The organism is Achromobacter xylosoxidans (assembly GCF_002192695.1).
GTDB classification, from domain to species: Bacteria; Pseudomonadota; Gammaproteobacteria; order Burkholderiales; family Burkholderiaceae_B; genus Achromobacter; species Achromobacter xylosoxidans_C.
On sequence record NZ_MTLG01000052.1, the window covers coordinates 161,834 to 182,882 of the forward strand.

General features: G+C 66.5%; 20 protein-coding genes. 8 read left to right on the top strand and 12 right to left on the bottom strand.

Annotated features, from left to right (window positions below; genetic code table 11):
• The first annotated feature begins 255 nt into the window (after positions 1-255).
• The 7 genes from BRO63_RS05765 (at position 256) to BRO63_RS05795 (ending at position 7,393) form a co-directional block, all read left to right on the top strand.
• On the top strand, positions 256-1,395 hold the full coding sequence (locus BRO63_RS05765) for a CaiB/BaiF CoA transferase family protein (RefSeq protein WP_088138811.1): 1,140 nt from the start codon (positions 256-258) through the stop codon (positions 1,393-1,395).
• Positions 1,396-1,436: 41 nt separating this feature from the next.
• Positions 1,437-2,078: a TetR family transcriptional regulator gene (locus BRO63_RS05770; RefSeq protein WP_088138812.1), complete on the top strand. Its 642-nt coding sequence runs from the start codon at positions 1,437-1,439 to the stop codon at positions 2,076-2,078.
• A gap of 95 nt (positions 2,079-2,173) precedes the next feature.
• Positions 2,174-2,944, top strand: a complete 771-nt coding sequence (locus BRO63_RS05775; RefSeq protein ID WP_088138813.1) for a crotonase/enoyl-CoA hydratase family protein — start codon at positions 2,174-2,176, stop codon at positions 2,942-2,944.
• Positions 2,945-2,953: 9 nt separating this feature from the next.
• Positions 2,954-3,964, top strand: coding sequence for an NADPH:quinone oxidoreductase family protein (locus tag BRO63_RS05780; RefSeq protein WP_088138814.1), 1,011 nt, complete (start codon positions 2,954-2,956; stop codon positions 3,962-3,964).
• 64 nt (positions 3,965-4,028) lie between these two features.
• Complete coding sequence (locus BRO63_RS05785) at positions 4,029-4,985, top strand: Bug family tripartite tricarboxylate transporter substrate binding protein (protein WP_088138815.1); 957 nt, start codon at positions 4,029-4,031, stop codon at positions 4,983-4,985.
• Positions 4,986-5,015: 30 nt separating this feature from the next.
• Entirely contained in the window at positions 5,016-6,257 is a 1,242-nt protein-coding gene (locus tag BRO63_RS05790) for an acyl-CoA dehydrogenase family protein (RefSeq protein WP_088138816.1), read from the top strand.
• The gene (locus tag BRO63_RS05795; protein ID WP_088138817.1) at positions 6,254-7,393 is read left to right on the top strand and encodes a CaiB/BaiF CoA transferase family protein; all 1,140 of its coding nucleotides are present in this window, start codon (positions 6,254-6,256) and stop codon (positions 7,391-7,393) included. The genes BRO63_RS05790 and BRO63_RS05795 overlap by 4 nt, the downstream gene beginning before the upstream one ends.
• A gap of 25 nt (positions 7,394-7,418) precedes the next feature.
• On the opposite strand, the gene BRO63_RS05800 is transcribed toward BRO63_RS05795, so the two are convergent.
• From BRO63_RS05800 to BRO63_RS05850, 11 genes are all read right to left on the bottom strand, one after another.
• Complete coding sequence (locus tag BRO63_RS05800) at positions 7,419-8,054, bottom strand: helix-turn-helix domain-containing protein (RefSeq protein WP_088138818.1); 636 nt, start codon at positions 8,052-8,054, stop codon at positions 7,419-7,421.
• Positions 8,055-8,137: 83 nt separating this feature from the next.
• Positions 8,138-9,592, bottom strand: coding sequence for an N-acyl-D-amino-acid deacylase family protein (locus tag BRO63_RS05805; RefSeq protein WP_088138819.1), 1,455 nt, complete (start codon positions 9,590-9,592; stop codon positions 8,138-8,140).
• Between the two features lie 12 nt (positions 9,593-9,604).
• Positions 9,605-10,618: an ABC transporter ATP-binding protein gene (locus tag BRO63_RS05810; protein WP_088138820.1), complete on the bottom strand. Its 1,014-nt coding sequence runs from the start codon at positions 10,616-10,618 to the stop codon at positions 9,605-9,607.
• A gap of 8 nt (positions 10,619-10,626) precedes the next feature.
• Complete coding sequence (locus BRO63_RS05815) at positions 10,627-11,634, bottom strand: ABC transporter ATP-binding protein (protein ID WP_088138821.1); 1,008 nt, start codon at positions 11,632-11,634, stop codon at positions 10,627-10,629.
• Between the two features lie 8 nt (positions 11,635-11,642).
• A complete protein-coding gene (locus tag BRO63_RS05820) occupies positions 11,643-12,518 on the bottom strand; it encodes an ABC transporter permease (RefSeq protein WP_088138822.1) in 876 nt (291 codons plus the stop codon).
• Between the two features lie 13 nt (positions 12,519-12,531).
• Entirely contained in the window at positions 12,532-13,467 is a 936-nt protein-coding gene (locus tag BRO63_RS05825) for an ABC transporter permease (RefSeq protein WP_088138823.1), read from the bottom strand.
• A 52-nt stretch (positions 13,468-13,519) separates the two neighbouring features.
• The gene (locus BRO63_RS05830) at positions 13,520-15,091 is read right to left on the bottom strand and encodes an ABC transporter substrate-binding protein (RefSeq protein ID WP_088138824.1); all 1,572 of its coding nucleotides are present in this window, start codon (positions 15,089-15,091) and stop codon (positions 13,520-13,522) included.
• 52 nt (positions 15,092-15,143) lie between these two features.
• On the bottom strand, positions 15,144-16,589 hold the full coding sequence (locus tag BRO63_RS05835) for a M81 family metallopeptidase (protein ID WP_088138825.1): 1,446 nt from the start codon (positions 16,587-16,589) through the stop codon (positions 15,144-15,146).
• Between the two features lie 126 nt (positions 16,590-16,715).
• Positions 16,716-17,132, bottom strand: a complete 417-nt coding sequence (locus BRO63_RS05840) for a RidA family protein (protein ID WP_088138826.1) — start codon at positions 17,130-17,132, stop codon at positions 16,716-16,718.
• Positions 17,133-17,160: 28 nt separating this feature from the next.
• Positions 17,161-18,297, bottom strand: coding sequence for an NAD(P)/FAD-dependent oxidoreductase (locus BRO63_RS05845; protein ID WP_088138827.1), 1,137 nt, complete (start codon positions 18,295-18,297; stop codon positions 17,161-17,163).
• A 113-nt stretch (positions 18,298-18,410) separates the two neighbouring features.
• Positions 18,411-18,782, bottom strand: a complete 372-nt coding sequence (locus tag BRO63_RS05850) for a tRNA-binding protein (RefSeq protein ID WP_088138828.1) — start codon at positions 18,780-18,782, stop codon at positions 18,411-18,413.
• Positions 18,783-18,963: 181 nt separating this feature from the next.
• On the opposite strand from BRO63_RS05850, the gene BRO63_RS05855 reads away from it, so the two are divergent.
• Positions 18,964-19,563 (top strand): nitroreductase family protein, encoded by a 600-nt coding sequence (locus tag BRO63_RS05855; protein ID WP_088138829.1) that lies wholly within the window; start codon positions 18,964-18,966, stop codon positions 19,561-19,563.
• Positions 19,564-19,684: 121 nt separating this feature from the next.
• Here the strand turns inward: BRO63_RS05855 and BRO63_RS05860 are convergent, their stop codons facing one another.
• Positions 19,685-21,037, bottom strand: a complete 1,353-nt coding sequence (locus tag BRO63_RS05860; RefSeq protein WP_143219454.1) for a CsgG/HfaB family protein — start codon at positions 21,035-21,037, stop codon at positions 19,685-19,687.
• Positions 21,038-21,049: the final 12 nt, after the last annotated feature.

The following is a 21,049-nucleotide window of genomic DNA, read 5'->3' on the forward strand; positions in this document are numbered from 1 at the left end:
GGCCCAGTCGATGCCAGGTATCGTAAGGCGGCCAGGGGCGGCGGCCAACGAATTACCTTTTATATGAATATCCGGCGCGCGCCCGGGATTGGGGGGCTGGCGGATATCCGAACGCCAGTATCGCCGGCGAGTATGACAGCCATATGCCAGCGTTCACGGGGGCTCCTCCACGTGCCGGGCGTGCTTGGGGCGGGGGGTTGTTAATTTTAATACTACGCGGTAGCATTAAAAAAAGATGCGGGATCGGAGACAAATATGGCATTGCCCTTGAAAGGTCTGCTTGTAATCGCTGTGGAGCAGGCAGCCGCGGCGCCTTACGCCTCGTCGCGGCTGGCCGATGCAGGCGCGCGCGTCATCAAGATCGAACGAGAGGCCGGCGATTTCGCGCGCGGCTACGACGGCGCGGTCATGGGCGACAGCACCTATTTCGTCTGGCTCAATCGCGGCAAGGAATCCATCGTTCTCGATTTCTCGCAACCTGATGATCTGGCGCTGCTGCGCACGCTGATCCTGCAGGCCGACGTGTTGATTCAGAACCTGGGACCGGGCGCGGCCGAGCGCGCGGGATTCGGCTGGAAGGAGATGCGCGCCGCCAATCCTCGACTGGTCACCTGCGACATTACGGGCTACGGCGAGTCGGGTCCCTATGCGGACATGCGGGCCTATGACCTGCTGGTGCAGGCCGAATCGGGCATCGCTTCGGTAACCGGCACGCCGGAAGCGCCCGGCCGGGTAGGCATATCCGCCTGCGACATAGGCACAGGCATGTATGCGCACGCAGCCATCCTGGAAGCACTGCTGCAGCGCGAGCGGACCGGGCAGGGCAGCGCCCTGCACGTGTCGCTGTTCGACGCGATGGCAGACTGGATGACCGTACCCTTGCTGCACTACGACTATGCCGGCACGGTGTGGCCGCGAGTAGGCCTCGGCCATCCGACCATCGCTCCCTACGGTGCGTTTGCCTGCCAGGGGGGGCAGTCGCTCCTGATCGGCGTGCAGAACGACGGCGAGTGGCGCCGCTTCGCCTGCGACGTGCTGCTGAAGCCCGAATGGGTCGGCGACGAGCGCTACCGCAGCAATCGCGACCGAGTTGCGCACGCGGAGACTTTGAAAGCTGCCATCGAAGCCGTATTGAGCACGGTGACTCTGGAGGAATTGCGGCGGCGTCTGACGCTGGCGAAGATTGCCTATGCGTCCGTCAACGGCGTCAAGGAACTGTCGGCGCATCCGCACCTGCGCCGCTCGGAGGTGCGCACCGTGCACGGGGTGGCGTCCATCGTGGCGCCGCCTGTCCAGGTCCGCGGCGAGCCGCGCCGCCTGGGCGAGGTGCCCGCCATAGGCGCCCACACGCAGGCGATCCGCGACGAGTTCGCGGGCGCCGGCCGGCGGGCCTGAGGTTAGAATTTCGCGTTTGTTTCCGCCACAGCAAGGACATTATGGGACGGCCTAGCCTGATAGACAGCACGGAAGGGATCGAGAAGCGGCTCGGCATTCTCGATGCTGCCGCGTCCGTATTCATGAACCTGGGCTTTTCCGCCGCGTCGCTGGACGACATCAGCGTGGCCTACGGCGCCACCAAGGGCATCATCTATTACTACTACCGGAACAAGTCGGCGCTGTTCTTCGCCGTGCAGCGGCGCGCGATGGAGCTGACCCGCGAAGCGATCGAACCGCATGCGCTGTCCGCCGATCGGCCGGCGGTCAAGCTGCGGAAGATGGCGCACGATCACACCGTGCTGATGATGGAGCACCTGGCCTACCTGCGCGTCGCTGCGCAAGGGCTGGAGCTGCATCTGACGGGGCGCACCACTGCGTCCGAGCGCGCCGAGCTGGAAGACATCCTCAAGTTGCGCGCCGCGAATGAAGCGCTGTATGTCGGAGTGATCGAGGAAGGGGTGCGGAGCGGCGATTTTCGCCCCATGGATGCGAAGCTTCTGGTCAAGCCGTTGCTTGGGGCCCTGAACTGGACCTCGCGTTGGTATCACCCGCGCAAGAGCGAAACCGCAAAGGACCGCGAGCGCGTGGCCAGCGAGTTGGCGGGTTTCGCGGTCAGCGCATTATTGCCCCATCCGCAGTAACGACGGGCCGCGCGAACGGAACCGTTCCGCGCGGTTTTTTTTTAATCATTTTAATACTGCTTGGTATTATTCAAATAACAGGACGACAGCGACTCATGGCTCCGAAAATCCTGGTGGAACGCGCAGGCTTTGTGACCACGGTCATCATCAATCGACCCGAGGTGCGCAATGCGCTGGATCGCGAGGCAGCCTCCGAACTTGCGCGAGCGCTACGCGAGTTCGATGCCGACGAACAGGCCCGGGTAGCCGTGCTGTGCGGCGCCGGGGGCGCCTTCTGTTCGGGCGCCGATCTGAAGGAACTGGCCGGGGGCACCGATTACGAGCCCTGGGCAGGCAGCCCGGATGGCCCGCTCCATGCACCGTTGTCCAAGCCTGTCATCGCGGCAGTGGCCGGGCATGCTTGCGCAGGAGGGTTGGGCGTGGCGCTGTGGTGCGACCTGCGCATCGCGGAGGAAAGCGCCTCGTTCGCCGTGCTGTCGCGCCGCTGGGGCGTGCCGATGAGCGACGGCACAACCGTGCGACTGCCGCGTCTGATAGGCATGAGCCGCGCCCTGGACATGCTGCTGACCGCCCGTATCGTCCCCGCCCCGGAAGCCGAGCGCTTCGGCCTGATCAACCGTGTGGTGCCGGACGGGCGCGCGCGCGCCGAGGCTGAGGCGCTGGCCCATCAAATCGCGCAGTTCCCACAGATAGCAATGCGCTCGGACAGACAGTCGGCCTATGCCCAGGCAGCCATGTCCGAGCGCGATGCGGTGGCTGCGGAAATGGCGTTTGCCGCCGCTGCACGTCAGCTGGAGGCGCGCGCCGGTGCGCAACGTTTCGAACAGGGCGAGGGGCGCCATGGCGCATTGCCCGAAACCGATTAGGAGAGAGACATGCGAGCCGTCATCTGCCGGGCGTTGGACGACCCCGGCCAAGTCAGCGTCGAGACCTGCGCTGCGCCGCCCTTGCAGGCGAACACCGTGCGTATCGAAGTGCATTCCTGCGGCGTGAGTTTCGCCAACCTGCTGGTATTGCAGGGCAAGCACCAGAACCGGCCGCCGCTACCTTTGACCCCCGGCACCGAGGTCGCGGGCATCGTACGGGAGTGTGCCCCGGGCGTGACGCTGTTCCGTCCGGGAGACCGGGTGGTGGCCGGGGTGCAGTCGGGCGGCTTTGCAAGCGAAGTAGTGGCGCCGGTCGACACGACCTTCGCTTTGCCTGACGGTGTGGATTTCGACAGCGCCGTGCAGTTTCCCACCATCTACGCCACGGCCTACGGCGCGCTGCGTTGGCGCGCGCATCTGCAGCCCGGCGAGACCGTGCTGGTGCACGGAGCGAGCGGCGGCAGCGGGCTGGCGGCCATCGAGATCGCCAAGCGTCTGGGAGCGCGCGTGATCGCATGCGCCAGCGCCCAGGCCAAGCTCGATGCGGCGCGGGCGCATGGCGCCGACGAGGGACTGAACTACCGGGAAGGAGGCTTCCGCGATGCGGTGCTGTCGCTGACCGGCGGGCGCGGCGCTGACGTGATCTTTGATCCTGTGGGTGGCAAGGCCTTCGAGGAATCCTTGCGCTGCGTCGCACCGGAAGGGCGGCTGATTCCCATGGGCTTCGCCAGCGGCGATATTCCGCAGATCCCCGCCAACATCCTGCTGGTCAAGAACGCCACCGCGATAGGCATCTATTGGGGCTACTACATGGGCTGGGGCAGAGTGCCCGTCTCGCCCGAGCGCAGGGCGGCGGTGCGCGCAGCCTTCGCCACGATGTTCGATTGGGTCGTTGAAGGGGCGCTGAATCCCTACACCCAGCAAACCTACCCGCTGGAGGCATACGAGGCCGCGCTGGCCGCGCTGGCCTCTCGCGAGGTCATCGGACGGGTCGCCTTGCGTCCGCAGTCATCTACCTGACCGCGGACGCGGACGCCCACAGTTTCAAAGAACGACAACAAAGCACATCAAAGGAGCTGGAGACATGAAGCGATTGATCACCTTGCTGGTCGGTGCCGCGCTGGCGCTGGGCGCACAGCTTAGTCACGCATTTCCGGACAAGCCGATCCGGCTGATCGTCCCGTATCCCCCAGGCACGGGCACCGACACGCTGGCGCGCTACACCGCGCGCCAGTTGGAGGCCAAGCTGGGCCAGCCCGTGATCGCCGAAAATCGCCCTGGCGCGAGCGGCATCATCGCCACCCAGGCCGTCGTGTCGGCGGCGCCCGATGGCTACACGCTGCTGCTGGCGGCCAACGCGCCTGTCGCGACCAATGTTGCGGCGTTCGCCAAGCTGCCTTACGACCCCTTGGTCGACCTGGCGCCGGTGGCGGTGTTGGCGCAGGCGCCCATGGGCTTTTATGTTTACCAGGATTCGCCCTACAAGACAGTTGCGGACCTGGTGGATGCTGCCAGGAAAGACCCGAAGAAGCTGAACTACGGGGCGGGCAGCGCTACCTACCAGATCGCCACCGAGTGGTTCCTGTCGCTGGCGCAGGCCAGCGCCAATGGCATTTCCTACAAGGGCGCGGGCCCGGCTCTGAATGATCTGGCAGGCAAGCAGGTCGACTTCGTGATCGCCGAGTACAGCGGGGCGCAGGCGCTGGTGCAAGCGGGCAAGCTGCGCTTGCTGGCGGTTACGACAGACAAGCGGCTGGCCAGCGCGCCGGACGTGCCGACCTTGCAGGAGCTGGGATACAAGGACTTCTTCAAGGTGGCGTGGTGGGCCATGTTCGCGCCGGCGAAGACGCCCGCGCCGGTTGTGAAGACCTTGCAGGACGCCTTGCTGGAAATCTACGCTGACCCCAAAACGCAGGCCTTCCTGGCGCAGAGCAATTTCATCTCCTTCATCGGCGACGCGGCCGCGCTGGCCAAGTTCCAGAAGAAAGAGATCGAGCTTGAGATCGCCACGGCCCAGAGCGCCAACATACCCAGGCAATAGCGCGCGGCCCACACGACAGGACGTTTCTCCATGAACATGCAAGCTACGCTCGCGTGGCCGTTCTTCGAGCCTCGGCATCGGGACCTGCTGCGGCAGGCCGATGCCTGGTTGCAGACAATGCCCGCAGGGACTGCGCCGCAAAGCCGGGCAGAGATGGACGAAGAGTGCCGGTTTCTGGTGGCGAGCATGGGCCAGGCGGGCCTGCTGGCTCAAGCCGTGCCCGACCCGCTAGCCCCTGGCGCCCGCATCGACACGCGAGCTGTCTGCCTGCTGCGCGACCGGCTGGCCCAACATGGCGCGCTGTTTGACTTCGCGTTCGCCATGCAGGGCTTGGGTTCGGCCGCCATTTCCCTGGACGGCACGCCCGCGCAACGAAAGCGCTATCTGACTCCTGCCCGGGCAGGAAACCACATCGCGGCGTTCGCGCTGTCGGAGGCGCAGGCGGGTTCCGACGTCGGCGCCTTGTCGTGCGCGGCCAGGCAGGATGGCGACGCCTATGTCCTGGACGGCGAGAAAACCTGGATCTCCAACGGCGGCATCGCCGACCACTACGTCGTCTTCGCGCGCGAGCCTCGCAGCACCGGCTCCAAGGGGATTTCGGCTTTCATCGTGGACGCGGATACGCCGGGACTGGAGATCGCGGAGCGCATCGACGTCATATCCCCGCACCCGCTGGCGACCCTGAGGTTCACCGCTTGCCGTGTCGCGGGCGGGCAGGTGCTGGGCGAGCCGGGGCAGGGATTCAAGCTCGCGATGCGCACGCTGGACATCTTCCGCACCTCGGTGGGCGCGGCGGCGCTGGGCTTTTCGCGCAGGGCGCTGCAAGAGGCCACGCAGCATGCGCTGCAACGCGAGATGTTCGGCAAGACGCTGGCCGACTTCCAGCTGACTCAGGCCAGGTTGAGCCAGATGGCGACCCAGACCGACGCCTCCGCGCTGCTGGTCTATCGCGCCGCCTGGGCGCGCGATGCCGGGCTGGGCTCGTCGCGCGATGCGGCCATGGCAAAGCTGGCCGCCACCGAGCATGCGCAGCAGGTGGTGGATGCCGCCTTGCAGATGCACGGCGGGCTGGGCGTGCGGGCCGGACACATCATGGAGCAGCTATACCGCGACGTGCGGGCGTTGCGGATCTACGAAGGCGCGACCGAGGTCCAGCATCTGATCATTGGACGTGATCTGTTGCGCGAGGCTCGCGAGCAGTCGTTGGCGGCGACAGCCCACCCACCCACTCAAGGCCCGATCAGGGCGACCCATAACCAGGAACAACCATGACAGGCCCTTTGTCCGGTATGCGCGTCATTGACGCCAGCAATTTCGTGTTTGGACCGATGGCGACCCAGTTGCTTGCCGACATGGGGGCCGATGTGATCAAGGTGGAGCCGCCCCAAGGCGACCCGATGCGCATGGTCGGCAAGTCGCGCAACGCCAGGATGGGGTCATTCTTCCTGAACTTGAACCGCGGCAAGCGCAGCGTGATCCTGGACCTGAAGCATGCCGCCGACGTGGCGCGGCTGGACACGCTGCTGGCCAGCGCCGACGTCTTCGTGCATAACATGCGGCCCGCTGCCGCAAGGCGCCTGGGCATAGACTACGACAGTCTGGCGCAGCGCCATCCCCGGCTCGTCTATGCCGTGGCGCTGGGCTTTCACCAAGACGGCCGCTACGCCGAACGCCCCGCCTATGACGACGTGATCCAGGGCATGAGCGGTGTGTCCGGCCTGCACGCCAGGATGTATGGTGAGCCGGGCTTCATTCCGATGCTGTTCACCGACAAGCTCTGCGGCGTCTATCTGGCTGGCGCCATCGCGTCGGCGCTGGTGGCGCGAGCCGCCAGCGGGCAAGGGCAGCAGGTGGAGGTTCCGATGTTCGAAACCATGGCCTCTTTCAATCTGGTCGAACATCTGGCCGACAGCATATTCAGCGGCCCGGAGACGGCGGCCGCGCCGCGCGGATATGAGCGCGTCTTCAGCCGCTACCATCGGCCTTTGAAGACACGTGATGGCCATGTATGCGTGGTGGCCAACACGGACGCGCAGTGGCAGCGCCTGTTTGCCTTGCTGGATCGGCCCGATCTGGCCGCGGACCCGCGGTTCGGGAGCATGGGGGATCGTATCCGCCACGCCGAACCCTTGTATGAGGAAGTCAGCCGCAGCCTGCTAAAACGCGACGCGGCGCAATGGCTGGCGCTGTTCCTTGAGCACGACATTCCCGCGGGACCGGCCAACAATCTGGATGACTTGCTGCGCGACCCGCATCTGGCGGATGTGGGTTTTTTCGAGACCGTTGAGCACCCGACGGAGGGCGAACTGCGTTGCGCGGCCACGCCGTTGCGGTTTTCCGCGAGCCCCAGAGCCTCCGCCGGCGCCGCACCCGGGCTGGGCGAGCATAGCGCCGAACTGCTGGGCTAGGGACAGCGCGACTCCAGACCGCGAGTCATTCCGGCGGCTTCAGCCGCGACGGCACTTCGCCCACGTCGCTGCATACCGCCAGCACTTCCGCGGGCTTCCTGCTCATCGACAGGTATACATGGCCGATACTGCTGTCGAAATAGGCGGTTTCCAGCTTGCCCAGCACGACGCTGTCGCCGTTTTCGAACTGGATGCGTACTTTGCCCGACAGCACCACCGCGAATTCCTGGCCTGGGTGCCGGATGTAGTCCTCGAACTCGACCACCTTGCGCGAGTCGATGAGCGCCAGCATGGGCGTCATCTTCTTGCCGGGATATTCGCCCATCAGCAAGCGGTAGTGGTAGTTCTCGGTGACGTAGTCGCGGGCGTCGCTGAGCTTGTTCTTGACGAAGGTCGGGGCGACGGCGGCCTGCGAGGCGTCGGGCAGCATGAACATGCGGGTCATGTCTATGCCGAGCGCGCCCGCCAGCGCGGCGAACTTCTCGTAGCTGAGGGCGATCTGCCCCAGCTCCGCTTTCGACAGGGTCGAGACCGCGATGCCGCTGGCGGCGGACAGCGCCTGCAGGGTCATCTTGCGCGCCTTGCGCTCGGCCCGCAGGCGAGCGCCCATTTCTTCCTTGCCGACGATCTCGGGCGGGGATGTAGTGCCGGGTAGGGCCATGTAGCGATCTGGCTGGTAGGGGTGGTTGGGGGCAGGGCCCGCAAGCCCCGCTGCGTATGCCGGATTGTAAGGGCTGGCGGGGCTCAGGCTCCCGCCCGGCTGAGAACGCGGCCGGCGTGCTGGCCGGTAAAGGCCTGGCCTTCCCAGACGGGCGCGCCGTTGACGTAGACCGAGTGGATGCCCGCGGCGCGCTCGGTGGGACGCTCGAAGGTAGCCGAGTCGGCCACGGTGGCGGGGTCGAAGACCACCAGGTCGGCGTAGTAGCCGGGCTGCACCTGGCCGCGTTCGGCCAGGCCGAACTTGGCGGCGGTCAGGCCGGTCATCTTCCAGACCGCGGTCTCCAGCGGGAACAGGCCCAGGTCGCGCGAGTAGTGGCCCAGCACCCGGGGGAAGGTGCCCCACAGGCGGGGGTGGGGGCGTTCGTCGTGGGGCAGGCCGTCGGAGCCGATCATGGTGGGTCCGAACGCCAGGATGCGCTGCACGTCGGGCTCGTCCATCATGAAGTAGATGGCGCCGGCGGGCTGCAGCTCCGGCACCACGTCGTACTTGGACTTGCCGCGCTCGGCGGCGATTTCCTCCAGGTCGCGTCCGCTCAGTTCGGGGAACGGCTTGCACCAGGTGATGAGCGTGCGGCCCGCCAGCAGCACGCGGTCCTGCTTGAGCATGGTGGAGCCGGCCACGTAGGGATAGGCGTCCAGCGACACGTCCTGGCTGGCCATGGCCGCCTCGATCAGCGCTAGCGTTTCCTTGGAGCGGCCGAAGTTGGGCTTGCCCATGACCTTGTGGTGCGAGATCACCACCGGCACGTCCAGCTCGCGGCCGATGCGGAAGGTCTCTTCCAGCGCCGCCACGATGTGTTCGCCTTCGTCGCGCATATGGGTGGCGTAGACGCCGCCATGCGTGCCGAGCGGACGGCAGACTTCAATGATTTCCTCGGTGCTGGCATGGGCCGCGGGCGGGTAGAACGCGCCGGTGGATATGCCGATGGCGCCGCTGGCCAGCGCATCGTCGGCCAGCGCCTGCATGGCCTGGATTTCGTCAGCCGTGGCCTCGCGCCGCAGGTCGGGCATGACGGCGGCGCGCAGGGTGGAATGGCCCACCATGCAGGCGGCGTTGACCGCGGGCGGGGCCGCGCGCAGGGCTTCCAGGTAGTCGGAGAAGCGTTCGAAGCGGAACGAGCCGCCTTCGTCCAGCAGATCCAGCGGCGCGGGCGGGTTGGCGTGCGCCAGCGGCGCCAGGCTGATGCCGCAGTTGCCGGTGACCACGGTGGTGACGCCCTGCGAGATCTTGGGCGTCATGTCGCGGTGCTTGAGCAGGTAGTTGTCGTCGTGCGTGTGCGAGTCGATGAAACCCGGCGACACCACCTTGCCCGCCACGTCGATGCGCCGCCGGGCAAGGTGGGCGCTCAGGTCGCCGACGGCGGCGATCCGGTCGCCGCGCACGCCGACGTCGGCCAGCCGGCCGGGCGAGTTGGTGCCGTCGATGACGGTGCCGCCGGCAAGGATGTAATCGAACGGGGTGGCGTCGGTCTGGGACATGAGTATCTCCGGCTAAACGGGGGTGGCGAAGTGGCAGGCGACCTGCTGTTCGGGAGCGATCTGGCGCGGCTGCGGCGCTTCCTCGGCGCAGCGCGGCTGGGCCATCGGGCAGCGGGTGCGGAAGGCGCAGCCCGAGGGCGGCGACAGCGGGCTGGGAATCTCGCCCTTCAGCACTTCCACGGGCTTGCGCTCGCCCTGGCGGGCGGAAGGAACGGCGGCCAGCAGGGCGCGGGTGTAAGGATGAGCGGGACGTTCGAAGATGGCCTCGCGGGTGCCGGTCTCGACGATCTTGCCCAGGTACATCACGGCGACGCGGTGGCTGATGTGGCGCACCACGCTCAGGTCGTGCGAAATGAAGACATAGGTCAGTCCCAGATCGCGCTGCAGGTCCATCAGCAGGTTGATGACCTGCGCCTGGACCGACACGTCCAGCGCCGATACGGGTTCGTCACAGACGATCAGGCCCGGATCCAGCGCCAGCGCGCGCGCGATCACAATGCGCTGGCGCTGGCCGCCGGAGAACTCGTGGGGATAGCGGTCGGCGGCGTCCGGGCGCAGGCTGACGCGCGCCAGCAACTGCGCGACGCGCTCGCGGATGGCGGCGCGGCCGTGGCCGAAGGCGCGCAGCGGCTCGCCGATGATGTCGCGCACCCGCATGCGCGGATTCATCGACGAAAACGGATCCTGGAAGATGAACTGCATGCGCTGGCGCATGGCGCGCAGCTCGCGGCTGTTCATGGCGGCCAGGTCGCGGCCTTCCAGCAGGATGCGGCCTGCGGTGGGATCGGTCAGGCGGATCAGGCATTTGCCGGTGGTGGACTTGCCGCAGCCGGATTCGCCCACCAGGCTCAGCGTCTGGCCGCGCGGCACCGACAGGGACACGCCGTCGACCGCGCGCAGCACCTTGGCGCCGCTGCCGCTGTCCACGGGATAGTGCTTCTTCAGGCCGATGACTTCCAGCATGGGCGGGGCCTCGGCGGCGGACGCGGACACCGCGCTGGCAAGGGGGATGTCGTGCAGATTCATGGCGGGCCTCAGGCGGTCAGGGCGGCGGGGGCGGGTTCGGCCGCGCGGGCCCAGCACCAGACGCGGTGGCGGCTGCCGGCATCGGCGGCGGGGGGCGCCTGCTCGGAACAGCGCGGCTGCGCCTCCGGGCAGCGCGCCGCGAAGGCGCAGCCGCGCGATTCGGGCGTCATCACCGGCACGATGCCGGGCAATTCGGCCAACCGCGCCGTATGGTCCTGGCCGTCGGCGAAGTCCGGCAGGGAGCGGATCAGCGCCTGGGTGTAGGGGTGTTGGGCGCGGTCCAGGATGTCGTCGACGCTGCCTTCCTCGACCTTGCGCCCCGCGTACATCACGATGACGCGCTGGCACATCTGCGCGACCACGCCCAGGTCATGGGTGATCAGCACGATGGAGGTGCCCAGCCGTTGCTGGATCTCCCGCAGCAAGTGCAGGATCTGCGCCTGGATGGTGACGTCCAGCGCGGTGGTGGGTTCGTCGGCGATCAGGACCTTGGGCTGGCAGGCCAGCGCCATGGCGATCATGGCGCGCTGGCGCATGCCGCCCGACAGCTGGTAGGGATACTCGCGCACGCGGCGCGCCGGGTCGGAGATCTGCACCAGCTCCAGCAGCGATTCGGCCTGCGCCATGGCCTCGCGGCGCGACAAGCCTTGATGCAGCATGAGCGATTCGCTGATTTGCTTGCCCACCGTGAAAACGGGATTCAGCGAAGTCATGGGCTCCTGGAAGATCATCGAGATCTGGTTGCCGCGGATCGCGCGCATGGCTTTTTCAGGCAGCGCCAGCAGATTCTGGCCGTCGAACTCGATGCTGCCGCCGGCCACGCGCCCGGGGGCGCGCAAGAGCCGCATGATGGACAGGGACGTGACGCTCTTGCCGCAGCCGGATTCGCCGACCAGGCCCAGGGTTTCGCCGGGCATCAGGTCGAAGGACAGGCGGTCCACGGCAAGCACCGTGGTTTCGTCGCCGTCGAAACAGGTGGTGAGGTCGTGCACGCGCAAGACGGGTTGGGTTTGCATGGGCGCTCCTACAGCTTTTTCGCCAGGCGGGGATCGAGCATGTCGCGCAGCCCGTCGCCCACCAGATTGACGGCCAGGACGGCCACGCCCAGGAACAGGCCCGGATACAGGATGATGTGGAAGGCCACGGCGACGAAGTTGCGGCCTTCGGCCATGATGTTGCCCAAGCTCGGGATCTGCGGCGGAATGCCCACGCCCAGGAAGCTCAGCACCGCCTCGGTCAGGATGGCGGATGCCGCGATGAAGGTGGCCTGCACCATCAGCGGGGCGAACAGGTTGGGCAGGATGTGGCGCAGCAGGATCGCGGGCACGCGCGTGCCCGACGAAATGGCGGCCTCGATATAGGGTTGCTCGCGTATCGTCAGCACCAGCGCGCGCACCAGCCGCACCACGCGCGGCACCTCGGGGATGACGATGGCGATGATCACGGTGCCCAGGCCGCCTTTCAGGGTGGCCATCAGGGCGATGGCCAGCAGCACGCCGGGAATCGCCATCAGGCCGTCCATGATGCGCATGATGAAGGCGTCGATGCGGCGGAAGTAGCCCGCCGCCATGCCCAGGGCCACGCCGGCGACGGTGGATACCACCGCAACCACGATGCCGACCACCAGCGAGACGCGGGCGCCCCACACGGTGCGCGAATAGACGTCGCGGCCCAGCGCATCTGTGCCGAAGAAGTGTTCCGACGAAGGCGGCTTCATGCGCGCCAGCGGATTGATGTCCTGCGGGTCGACGGTGGCCAGCCAGGGCGCGGCCAGGGCGATCGCAGCCAGCGCCAGCAGGATGGCGCCGCCGATGTACAGCATGGGGTGGCGGCGCAGCGAGCGCAGCACGCGGCGGTGGCGCGGCCGGCGCGCGGGCAGGGACAGGGTAGTGGTCGTCATGCGTAGCCCCCGTTCAATAGCGGATGCGCGGATCGAAGAGCCGGTAGCTCAGGTCGACCAGCAGGTTGATCAGGACATAGATGCCCGAGGCGACCAGCAGCACGCCCTGGATCACGGGATAGTCGTGGCGCAGCACGGCGTCGATGGTCAGCCGGCCCAGGCCGGGAATCGCGAACACGGTTTCGGTGACCACCACGCCGCCGATCAGCAGGGCCACGCCCACGCCTATGGTGGTGACGATGGGATTGGCGGCGTTCTTCAGCGCATGCCATACGATGGGACCGGCCGCCAGGCCCTTGGCGCGGGCGGTGCGGATGTAGTCCTCGGACAGGGCTTCCAGCATGGTGGCGCGCGTCATGCGGGTCAGCAGCGCCATGTACACCAGGCCCAGGGACAGGCAGGGCAGCACCAGGTGGCGCAGGTAGGGCACCAGGCCGTCGGCCAGGGGCTTGTAGCCCTGCACCGGCAGCCAGCCCAGCTTGATCGAAAAGCCGTAGACCAGGCTGTAGCCGATCAGGAACACCGGCACCGAGAACGCGCAGACCGCGCCTATCATGACCAGCCGGTCCAGCCAGCGTCCCGCGTGCCAGGCTGCCAGGACGCCCAGCGGAATCGCCACGATCACCGCGAACAGCATGGTGAAAATGGCGATGGACAGCGTCGGTCCCATGCGCTGGCCGATCAGCTGCGAGACCGGCATCTGCGTGGACATGGATGTGCCCAGGTCGCCGGTGGCGATGTGGCTGACCCAGATGCCGAACTGCTGCAGCAACGGCTTGTCCAGCCCCAGGTTCTGGCGGATTTTTTCCACGTCGTCGGCGGTGGCGTTGTCGCCCGCGATCACCGCTGCGGGATCGCCCGGCGACAGGTGGATCAGCAGGAACACCACGACCGCGACCACGGCCATGACAGGAATGACGGCCGCGATGCGGCGCAGTATGTATTTCACGCTGGTTTTCCCCCGGCTTGTGGCCGGGCGCGCGCGGCGCCCGGCGCCCGCCTTACGGCTTCTCGATGTTCCACATCACCGGGATGCCGGTCTTCAGCAGCTCGGTGTGCTGCAGGCCGCGGAACGCGGACACGGGCTTGAACTCGCCCCACATGACGTAAGGCACGCTCTGGTAGGCGCGGGCCTGCATCTGCGCGGCGATATCCTTGCGCTTGGCCGGGTCGGTCTCGCGGATCCAGCTGGTGCGCAGCGCGTCGAGCTCCTTGTCGCAGGGCCAGCCCGGCAGGCTGTTGCCGCAGGCGGCGGACATCCAGGGGTTGGTCACCGGCGTGCTGGCGTCGTAATAGCCGCCCCAGGTCAGGAAGACGTTCCAGCCGCCTTGCGCGGGCGGATCCTTCTTCAGGCGGCGGCCGGCCAGCGAGGCCCAGTCCATGGATTGCAGGTCGACGTTGATGCCGGCCTTCTTCATGTTCTGCGTCAGCACCATGACGGCGGGCGCGCTGAGGTGGTCCGTGGGGTACAGCACCACGACCTTCTCGCCTTTGTAGCCGGCTTCCTGCAACAGCTGCTTGGCACGCGCCGGATCGGTCTTGGCGTAAGGCGCAGCGCCCGCGTCGCTGGCCAGGGGCGAGCCGCAGACGAAGAGGCTGGGGCAATAGTCCACGCGGTATTTCTCCGGGTAGCCCATGGCCGACAGCATTTCCTTCTGGTTCACCAGGTGGTACAGCGCCTGGCGTGCAAGCTGATTGTCGAAGGGCGGATGCAGCGAATTGAGGATGACCATGCCCTGCGTCGCGACGGATGTGTTCAGGGTGATGTCCTTGTTGGTCTCCAGCACGGGCAGGAAGTCGGGCGTGGTCTGTTCGATCATGTCGACCTCGCCGTTCATCAGGGCGGCGGTGGCCGTGTTGCCGTCTGGGATGTAGACCCACTCGACGCGGTCCACCTTGACGTTCTTGCCGCCGGCCAGGCCGTCGGCGGGCTCCGCGCGCGGCACGTAGGCCGGGTTCTTCACATACACGACCTTGTTGCCCGGCACCCATTCATCGCGCTTGAAGAGGAAGGGGCCCGAGCCGACCATTTCCGTGACCTGGGTGTTCGGGTCCGTCATGGCCAGGCGCTTGGGCATGATGAAGGGCGGCATGCCGGAAGGCTTGGACAGGGCGTCCAGCACCAGGCCGAAAGGCTCCTTGAGCGTCAGCGTGAAGCTGTTGTCGCCGGTCGCCGCGAGTTCGGCGCCTGCGGCCATCATGGCCTGGCCCAGCGTGTCCTTCTTAGCCCAGCGCTGGATCGACGCCACGCAATCCTCGGCCTTGACCGGCGTGCCGTCGTTGAACTTCAGGCCCGGGCGCAAGGTGAAGCTCCAGCTCTTGCCGTCCTCGGACACGGTCCAGGTGTCCACCATCTGCGGCTTGACCTGGCCGCGGCTGTCCTGCGAGAACAGGGTGTCGAACACCATGTAGCCGTGGTTGCGCGTGATGTAGGCCGTGTTGAACAGCGGGTCCAGCGTCTTGAGGTCCGCGTGCGGCACCAGGCGCAAGGTCTTGGTCTGCGCCAGCGCGCCGCTGGCGGCGCCCATGGCCAGCAGGGCGGCTGCGCCCAGCAAACTGAAACGTCTGATCATTGTTATCCCCTTCGTTATTCCCACGCCCTGCTCGGGCGGCAATCGTTGAGCCTCAGGCCTTGAACGGCCACTTCGGCAATTTGCGCTTGGTGTAAGGCAGCGCGTTGTAGTCGGTGGTGATGGCGCCTGGCGTCTCCACGTAGATGACGTGGCGGCCCACCTGCGAATACGAGGCGTAGAAGTGCTGTGACGATTTCACGATGATGAGCTTCATGGCCAGCAGGTCGACGCCGAACTGCGTGAACAGGTCGGTGCCCATGGCCTGGGTGCGGTTGGTGGTGAGGGCGATGGTCACGCCCTGGCTGCGCACGATGGCGACGTCGCCCAGCAGCGCGGGCGTGCCGGCCAGCCCGGTCATGATGGCGTCGCGCTTGAGCGCCACGATTTCGCAGTCCAGGTCCAGCGGCTGGCCCGACACCGGCGCGACCTTGCCGCCGATGCGCAGCTGGATGCGCGCGCCTTCGCCCGCCTCGAAACAGAGCTGCACCGCCACCGGATCCCAGAACGGGCCGGTCGCGACGTCGGTGATGCCGCGCGCCAGCACGCGCTCCAGGATGAAGGTGGCGTCGCTGGGCGCGCCGCCGCCCGCGTTGTCGGCGGAATCCGCCAGCACCACGGGGAAGTCGTTCAGGGCCAGGGCCTGATCCAGCGCTTGGTCGGCGCCGGGGTAGGGCGGCGCCAGCTGGTCGCGGAAACCGATGATCTCTTCGCCCAGCGCGCGCGCCAGGGCGTTGGCCTGGGCCTGGTCGCCGTCGGTATAGACCAGCACCTTGGAGCCCATGTCGGGCGTGTCGCCCCACGGGAAACCATGCGCGATCGACACCGACAGCACGCCTTCCTTGCCCTCCATGGCGAGCAGGCGGTCCACGAAGCTGCGCATGGGTTCGCGGCTGGTGTGCATGATGGAGATCATCTCGCAGTCGTACACGGCGCGCGTGGGTTTGATGCGGCCTTCGGCGCGCGCCACGCACAGGTCCACCAGGTCGTAGGCGCGCTCCAGGATGTCGGTGTGCGGATATTCCTTGAAGCAGACCAGGAAGTCGGCGCTTTCCACCATGTCGGCCGTCATGTGGCAATGCGGGTCCAGTTCGGCGCCGATCACGGTATCGGGGCCGACGATCTCGCGGGCGCGGCGCAGCAGGTCGCCTTCGCAATCGTCATAGCCGTCGGCCACCATGGCGCCGTGCAGGCCGAACAGGGCGATGTCGACGCGGCCGGCGCGCTTCAGGTCGCCCAGCAGTTCGTCGCGCAGGGTTTCGTAGGCGTGGCGGGTGGTGATGCCGGCCGGCGTGGCGCCCGCGGTCAGGCCTTCGATCAGGGTCCAGTCCTTGCCCTGCGCGCGCTGGCGCGCCGCCCACAGCGGTCCGGAGAACATCTGCATGCGGTCCGGATGCTGGCCCGCGGGGTAGTAGCCGCGAGCCCGGTAGGCCGACAGCCCGGTCGGGATGGGAGAGAAGGTATTCGTCTCGGTCGCCAGCGACCCGGAAAAGATTTTCATGCTGCGGCTCCGCGTAAAGAGGTGCACAAGGGGGCGCAGGCGTCGCCGCGAGCGCGAGGGAAAGGCCGCACCGCCTGGCGCAGGGCCAGACAGTGTCAAACCATGGGACAGGCCCGCAGGGCGGGCTCAGGCTTCGGACACGGGGCCCGGCGTATAGCCGCCGTGCGTCGCCGCCGCGCCCAGCCAGGCCTGTACCTCGATTTCCACGTCCACGCCCATGGCCAGCTTGGCCTCGACCGTCGAACGCGAAGGGAAGTCAGAAGAGAAATGACTGCGGTAGGCGTCGTTGAACTGCGCAAAGAGCTCCAGGTCCGACAGCCACACCGTCACGCGCACCACGTCCTTGAGCGTGGCGCCCGTCAGCGCCAGCGTTTCCTTGATGCGCTCGATGGCGGCGTGGGTCTGCGCGGTGATGTCGCCGCGCACGACCTGGCCGTTGGCGTCCATCGGGATCTGGCCCGACAGGAACAGGAAACCGCCGGCCTGGGTGGCGCGGGAGAACGGCAGGGGCAGGGGGCTGGGGTAGCGGGCAATGGTGGTCATGGTGGACTCTCGCAGGCTAGGGGATGGTTCAGCGCAATCGCGCGGGGCGCACGGCCTCGGCGTCCACGCCGTGCGCATGCAGATGGGCGGGCACCGGCTGGTGCGTGAGCAGCGCGGCGGCCAGCTCAGAAGTCGCCGCGGCCGTCTGGATACCATAACCGCCCTGCGCCGCCAGCCAGAAGAAGGCGGGCGCATCGGCGTCCCAGCCGATCACGAAATCGCCGTCCCGCACAAAGGAGCGCAGGCCGGCCCAGGTGTGCTTGGGGCGGCGGATGGTGAGCGAGGTCGCGCTTTCGATGCGGTAGATGCCGGTGGCCACGTCCAGTTCTTCCGGCACCACGTCATGGGCCGCGACCGGATCGGCGTTGGCTGGCGACCCCAGCAGTTGGCCGGCATCGGGCTTGAAGTAATAGCTTTCGTCGACGCCGACCACGGCCGGCCAATGGGCAAAATCCACGTCCTGCGGACCGGAGAACGTGAAGGCGGTGCGCCGGCACGGTTGCAGGCCGACCGGCGATGCGCCGCACAGGGCCGCGGCGTGGTCTGCCCAGGCGCCGGCGGCGTTGACCAGCGCCCGCGCCCGCAGGCTGCGGCCATCGGCCAGGGCCAGCGTCCAGACGCCGTCCGCATGCGCGGCCGACACCACTTCTGCATTGTTGTGCAGCACCGCGCCCTGGCGCGCCATGCCGCGCAGAAAGCCTTGGTGCAGGGCGTGCACGTCGATGTCACGGGCGTCCGGCTCTTCGATGGCGCCGCAGATCTGGTCGCCGCGCAGGCAAGGCACGCGTTCGACGGCCGCCTCGGCGTCGATCAGCGCCACATTGGGCGATTGGCTGCGGAAGTCGTCGTAGACCTCGTGCAGCAGGTCCTGCTGTTCGGGCGTGGCGATGTACAGCACGCCGCGCGGGCTGAGCAAGGGATGCTCGCTGAAACCTTGCGGCGGATTCTCATAGAAGGCGCGGCTGGCGCGCGTGAGCGCCTTGATCTGGGCCGTGCCGTAGGTTTCCATGAACATGGCCGCGGAACGGCCGGTGGAGTGGTAGCCCGGCTGGGCCTCGCGTTCCAGCACGGCGACCGAGGCGGCGGCGCTCAGGCGGTAGGCCACGGAAGCGCCGGCGATGCCGGCGCCGATCACGGCGTAATCGAATAGGGGTTCTGCTGTCATTTTGTCGGAAGCGAGAATTCTCTTATTTGATAATTCTCGAATACGATAGTTTTTTGACGGCAGACAAGTAATAGGGGAAAGCCCCGATGGAGGAACTCCGGGGCTCGGGGGGATCAGGTCAGGCGCGTGCCGTTGGGAACCTGCTCATCCGGCACGGCCAGTACGATGCCGCCGGCTTCGTCCGCGAAACCCAGCACCAGCACCTCGGATTTCATCGGTCCGATCTGGCGCGGCGGAAAATTCACCACGGCCATGACGCACCTGCCGGCCAGTTCTTCCAGCGCATAACGCTCGGTGATCTGCGCCGAGCTTTTCCTGACGCCCACGCCTGCGCCGAAATCTATCGTCAGCTTGTAGGCGGGCTTGCGCGCCTCGGGAAAAGCCTGCGCCGACAGGATGGTGCCGACGCGGATGTCGACCTTGAGGAAGTCATCAAAGCCGATATCGGCGGCTGCGGGGGTATTCGGGTCTTGGGTGTAGTGCACGCTGGGTCCTTTGATTGGGTTGTCCTTCACCTTGCGTAGGGCCGATTTGGTCGATAGACGGAACAGTTTGTTCCGCGCAATGGTGTGTTTTTTGGCTTCTCAAACGTATTCGGGACAATTGCTGGTCGGTAGAATTCGCCATGCATTTTCCTCTATCTACTCGTCGGAAGGCCAAAACGTCATGAGCAATGCTTATCTGGACGCCCTCAAGCAGCGTCGCACGCAGTACTCGCTGGGCCGCAACCTGTCGATCTCCAAGGAGGAACTGACCTCCCTGATCCAGGACGCGATCAAGCACAGCCCCTCGTCGTTCAACTCGCAAAGCTCGCGCGCCGTGATCCTGTTCGGCGCCGAGAGCGAAAAGCTCTGGAACATCGCGATCGAAGAAGTGCGCAAGGTCGCGCCGGCCGAGAGCTTCGCCCAGACCGAAGCCAAGCTCAAGAGCTTCGCCGCGGGCGTGGGCACCGTGCTGTTCTACGAAGACCAGGGCGTGGTGCAGGGCCTGCAGGAAAAATTCGCGCTGTACGCGGACAACTTCCCGGTCTGGTCCGAGCAGGCGGGCGGCATGGCTCAGTTGTCGGTCTGGAGCACCCTGGCCAGCGCCGGCGTGGGCGCCAGCCTGCAGCACTACAACCCGCTGATCGACGCCGCCGTTGCCCGCGAATGGAACGTTCCGGCCTACTGGAAGCTGCGCACGCAAATGCCGTTCGGCTCCAACGAAAACGGCTTCGGCGAAAAGGCGTTCATGGACGACGCCGAGCGCTTCCGCGTGGCGGGATGAGGTATCGGGGTCCCGTCAACGGTGCCCAAATGAAAAGCCCGCATTTCCAAATCAGGAAATGCGGGCTTTGTTTTTCGGCCTGCCTGCAGCCGCGGTTCGTCCGCAGGGGACGATGGGGGCGTCAGAGAATGACGCCTCCCGCCGAATCGATCTTCTGATCGGACTTCGGCGGCGCGGCTCGTTTGGGCGGTGTTTTCTTGGCCGGCTGGGCGGGCGGGGCGGCCATGCGGGCAATCGAGCCCTTGGCAATGGATTCCAGCTGGCCGTTCACCACGGCGCCATAGGCCACTTTCGCCTTGATTTCGCCGATCTTGATCGAGGCCACCTTTTCTTCGGTTGCGCCGAGTTTCTCGCCGGTGTCGGGATCGACCAGTTCCTCGCCGGTGGCGTAGATGTCGTAGACCTGGCCTTCGTTCACGCTGCCCATGCCGCGGTTGATGATCACGCGGCCGTTTTGCACTGCCACGACTTTGGCCGGGTTCACGATCTCGATGATGTCGCCGACCATCTTGCCTTGGAACTGTTCCATCGCCGCGCTGATCTTGTTGCCGCCCGAGGCAAATGAGGCCGAGTCCGACCACTTCACGGCGCGGGTCGCGGCTTCGACCAGGGTGTAACGTACCGAGGCGCGGGTGGCTTGCGAGACTTCGCGGGTGGATTCGCCGGTGAGCTCGACGTTGTTCTCCTGGACCCGGGTCGAAACGCTGGCTTGCGTCAGGTCGATGATCAACAGGAAATCCGCCCCTGCCGCCTGGCCCAGGCGGGCGCGCTGTTGGTCGGATACGTTGTCGCTGGACAGAAAGTCGTTTTCCTTTTCGAATGCGGCGTCATTGCTGCGGTCCAGAACGGTGAAGCGTCCGCTCTTGACCAGTTTGTCGGTAACCGATTGGCGCATGTCCGCCGACAGGGCGCTGCGGCGCAACTTGCCGGTCGTGACGATGGCGATGCTGTCGCGTTCCAGCTTGGGAGACTTTGCCTGGTATTCGAACTTCTCGATCGTTACCGACAATTCGACCATGCAGCCCTTGCTGCCGCCGCACTCCTGCTTGGTCACCGAGTAACCTTTCACCTTGCCCTGCGCGCGCACATCATTCGTGCTGCCGACGCCTGCCTCGACCGTCGTCTTGCTGGACGCCTGGGCTTGCGCCGAGGCGCTGGCATTCAGGGTCTGCTCGTTGTTGGTGACCGTATCCTTGATCAAGCCGCTGTCCGTGTTCTGCTCGGTGCGCTTGGCGTCGAGTTCAGCGGAGGCTTGGCCTTCGGCATCCCGTTTGACCTGTACGTAGGCCTTCGGGCTGGCCGAGCGCGTTGCAACGGCGGCGCCATTGACTTGCTTGATGGCATTGCCCAGGGCCGATTCGACGGCCTGCTCGAAAGTGTCGCCGTACCCGACCGCGGGCACCGTGACATCTTCGGCGCTTGCCGTGTGGGCGACGCAGAACATTGCGGCGCCCAACATCCATTTCTTCATCATGAATCTGTTCTC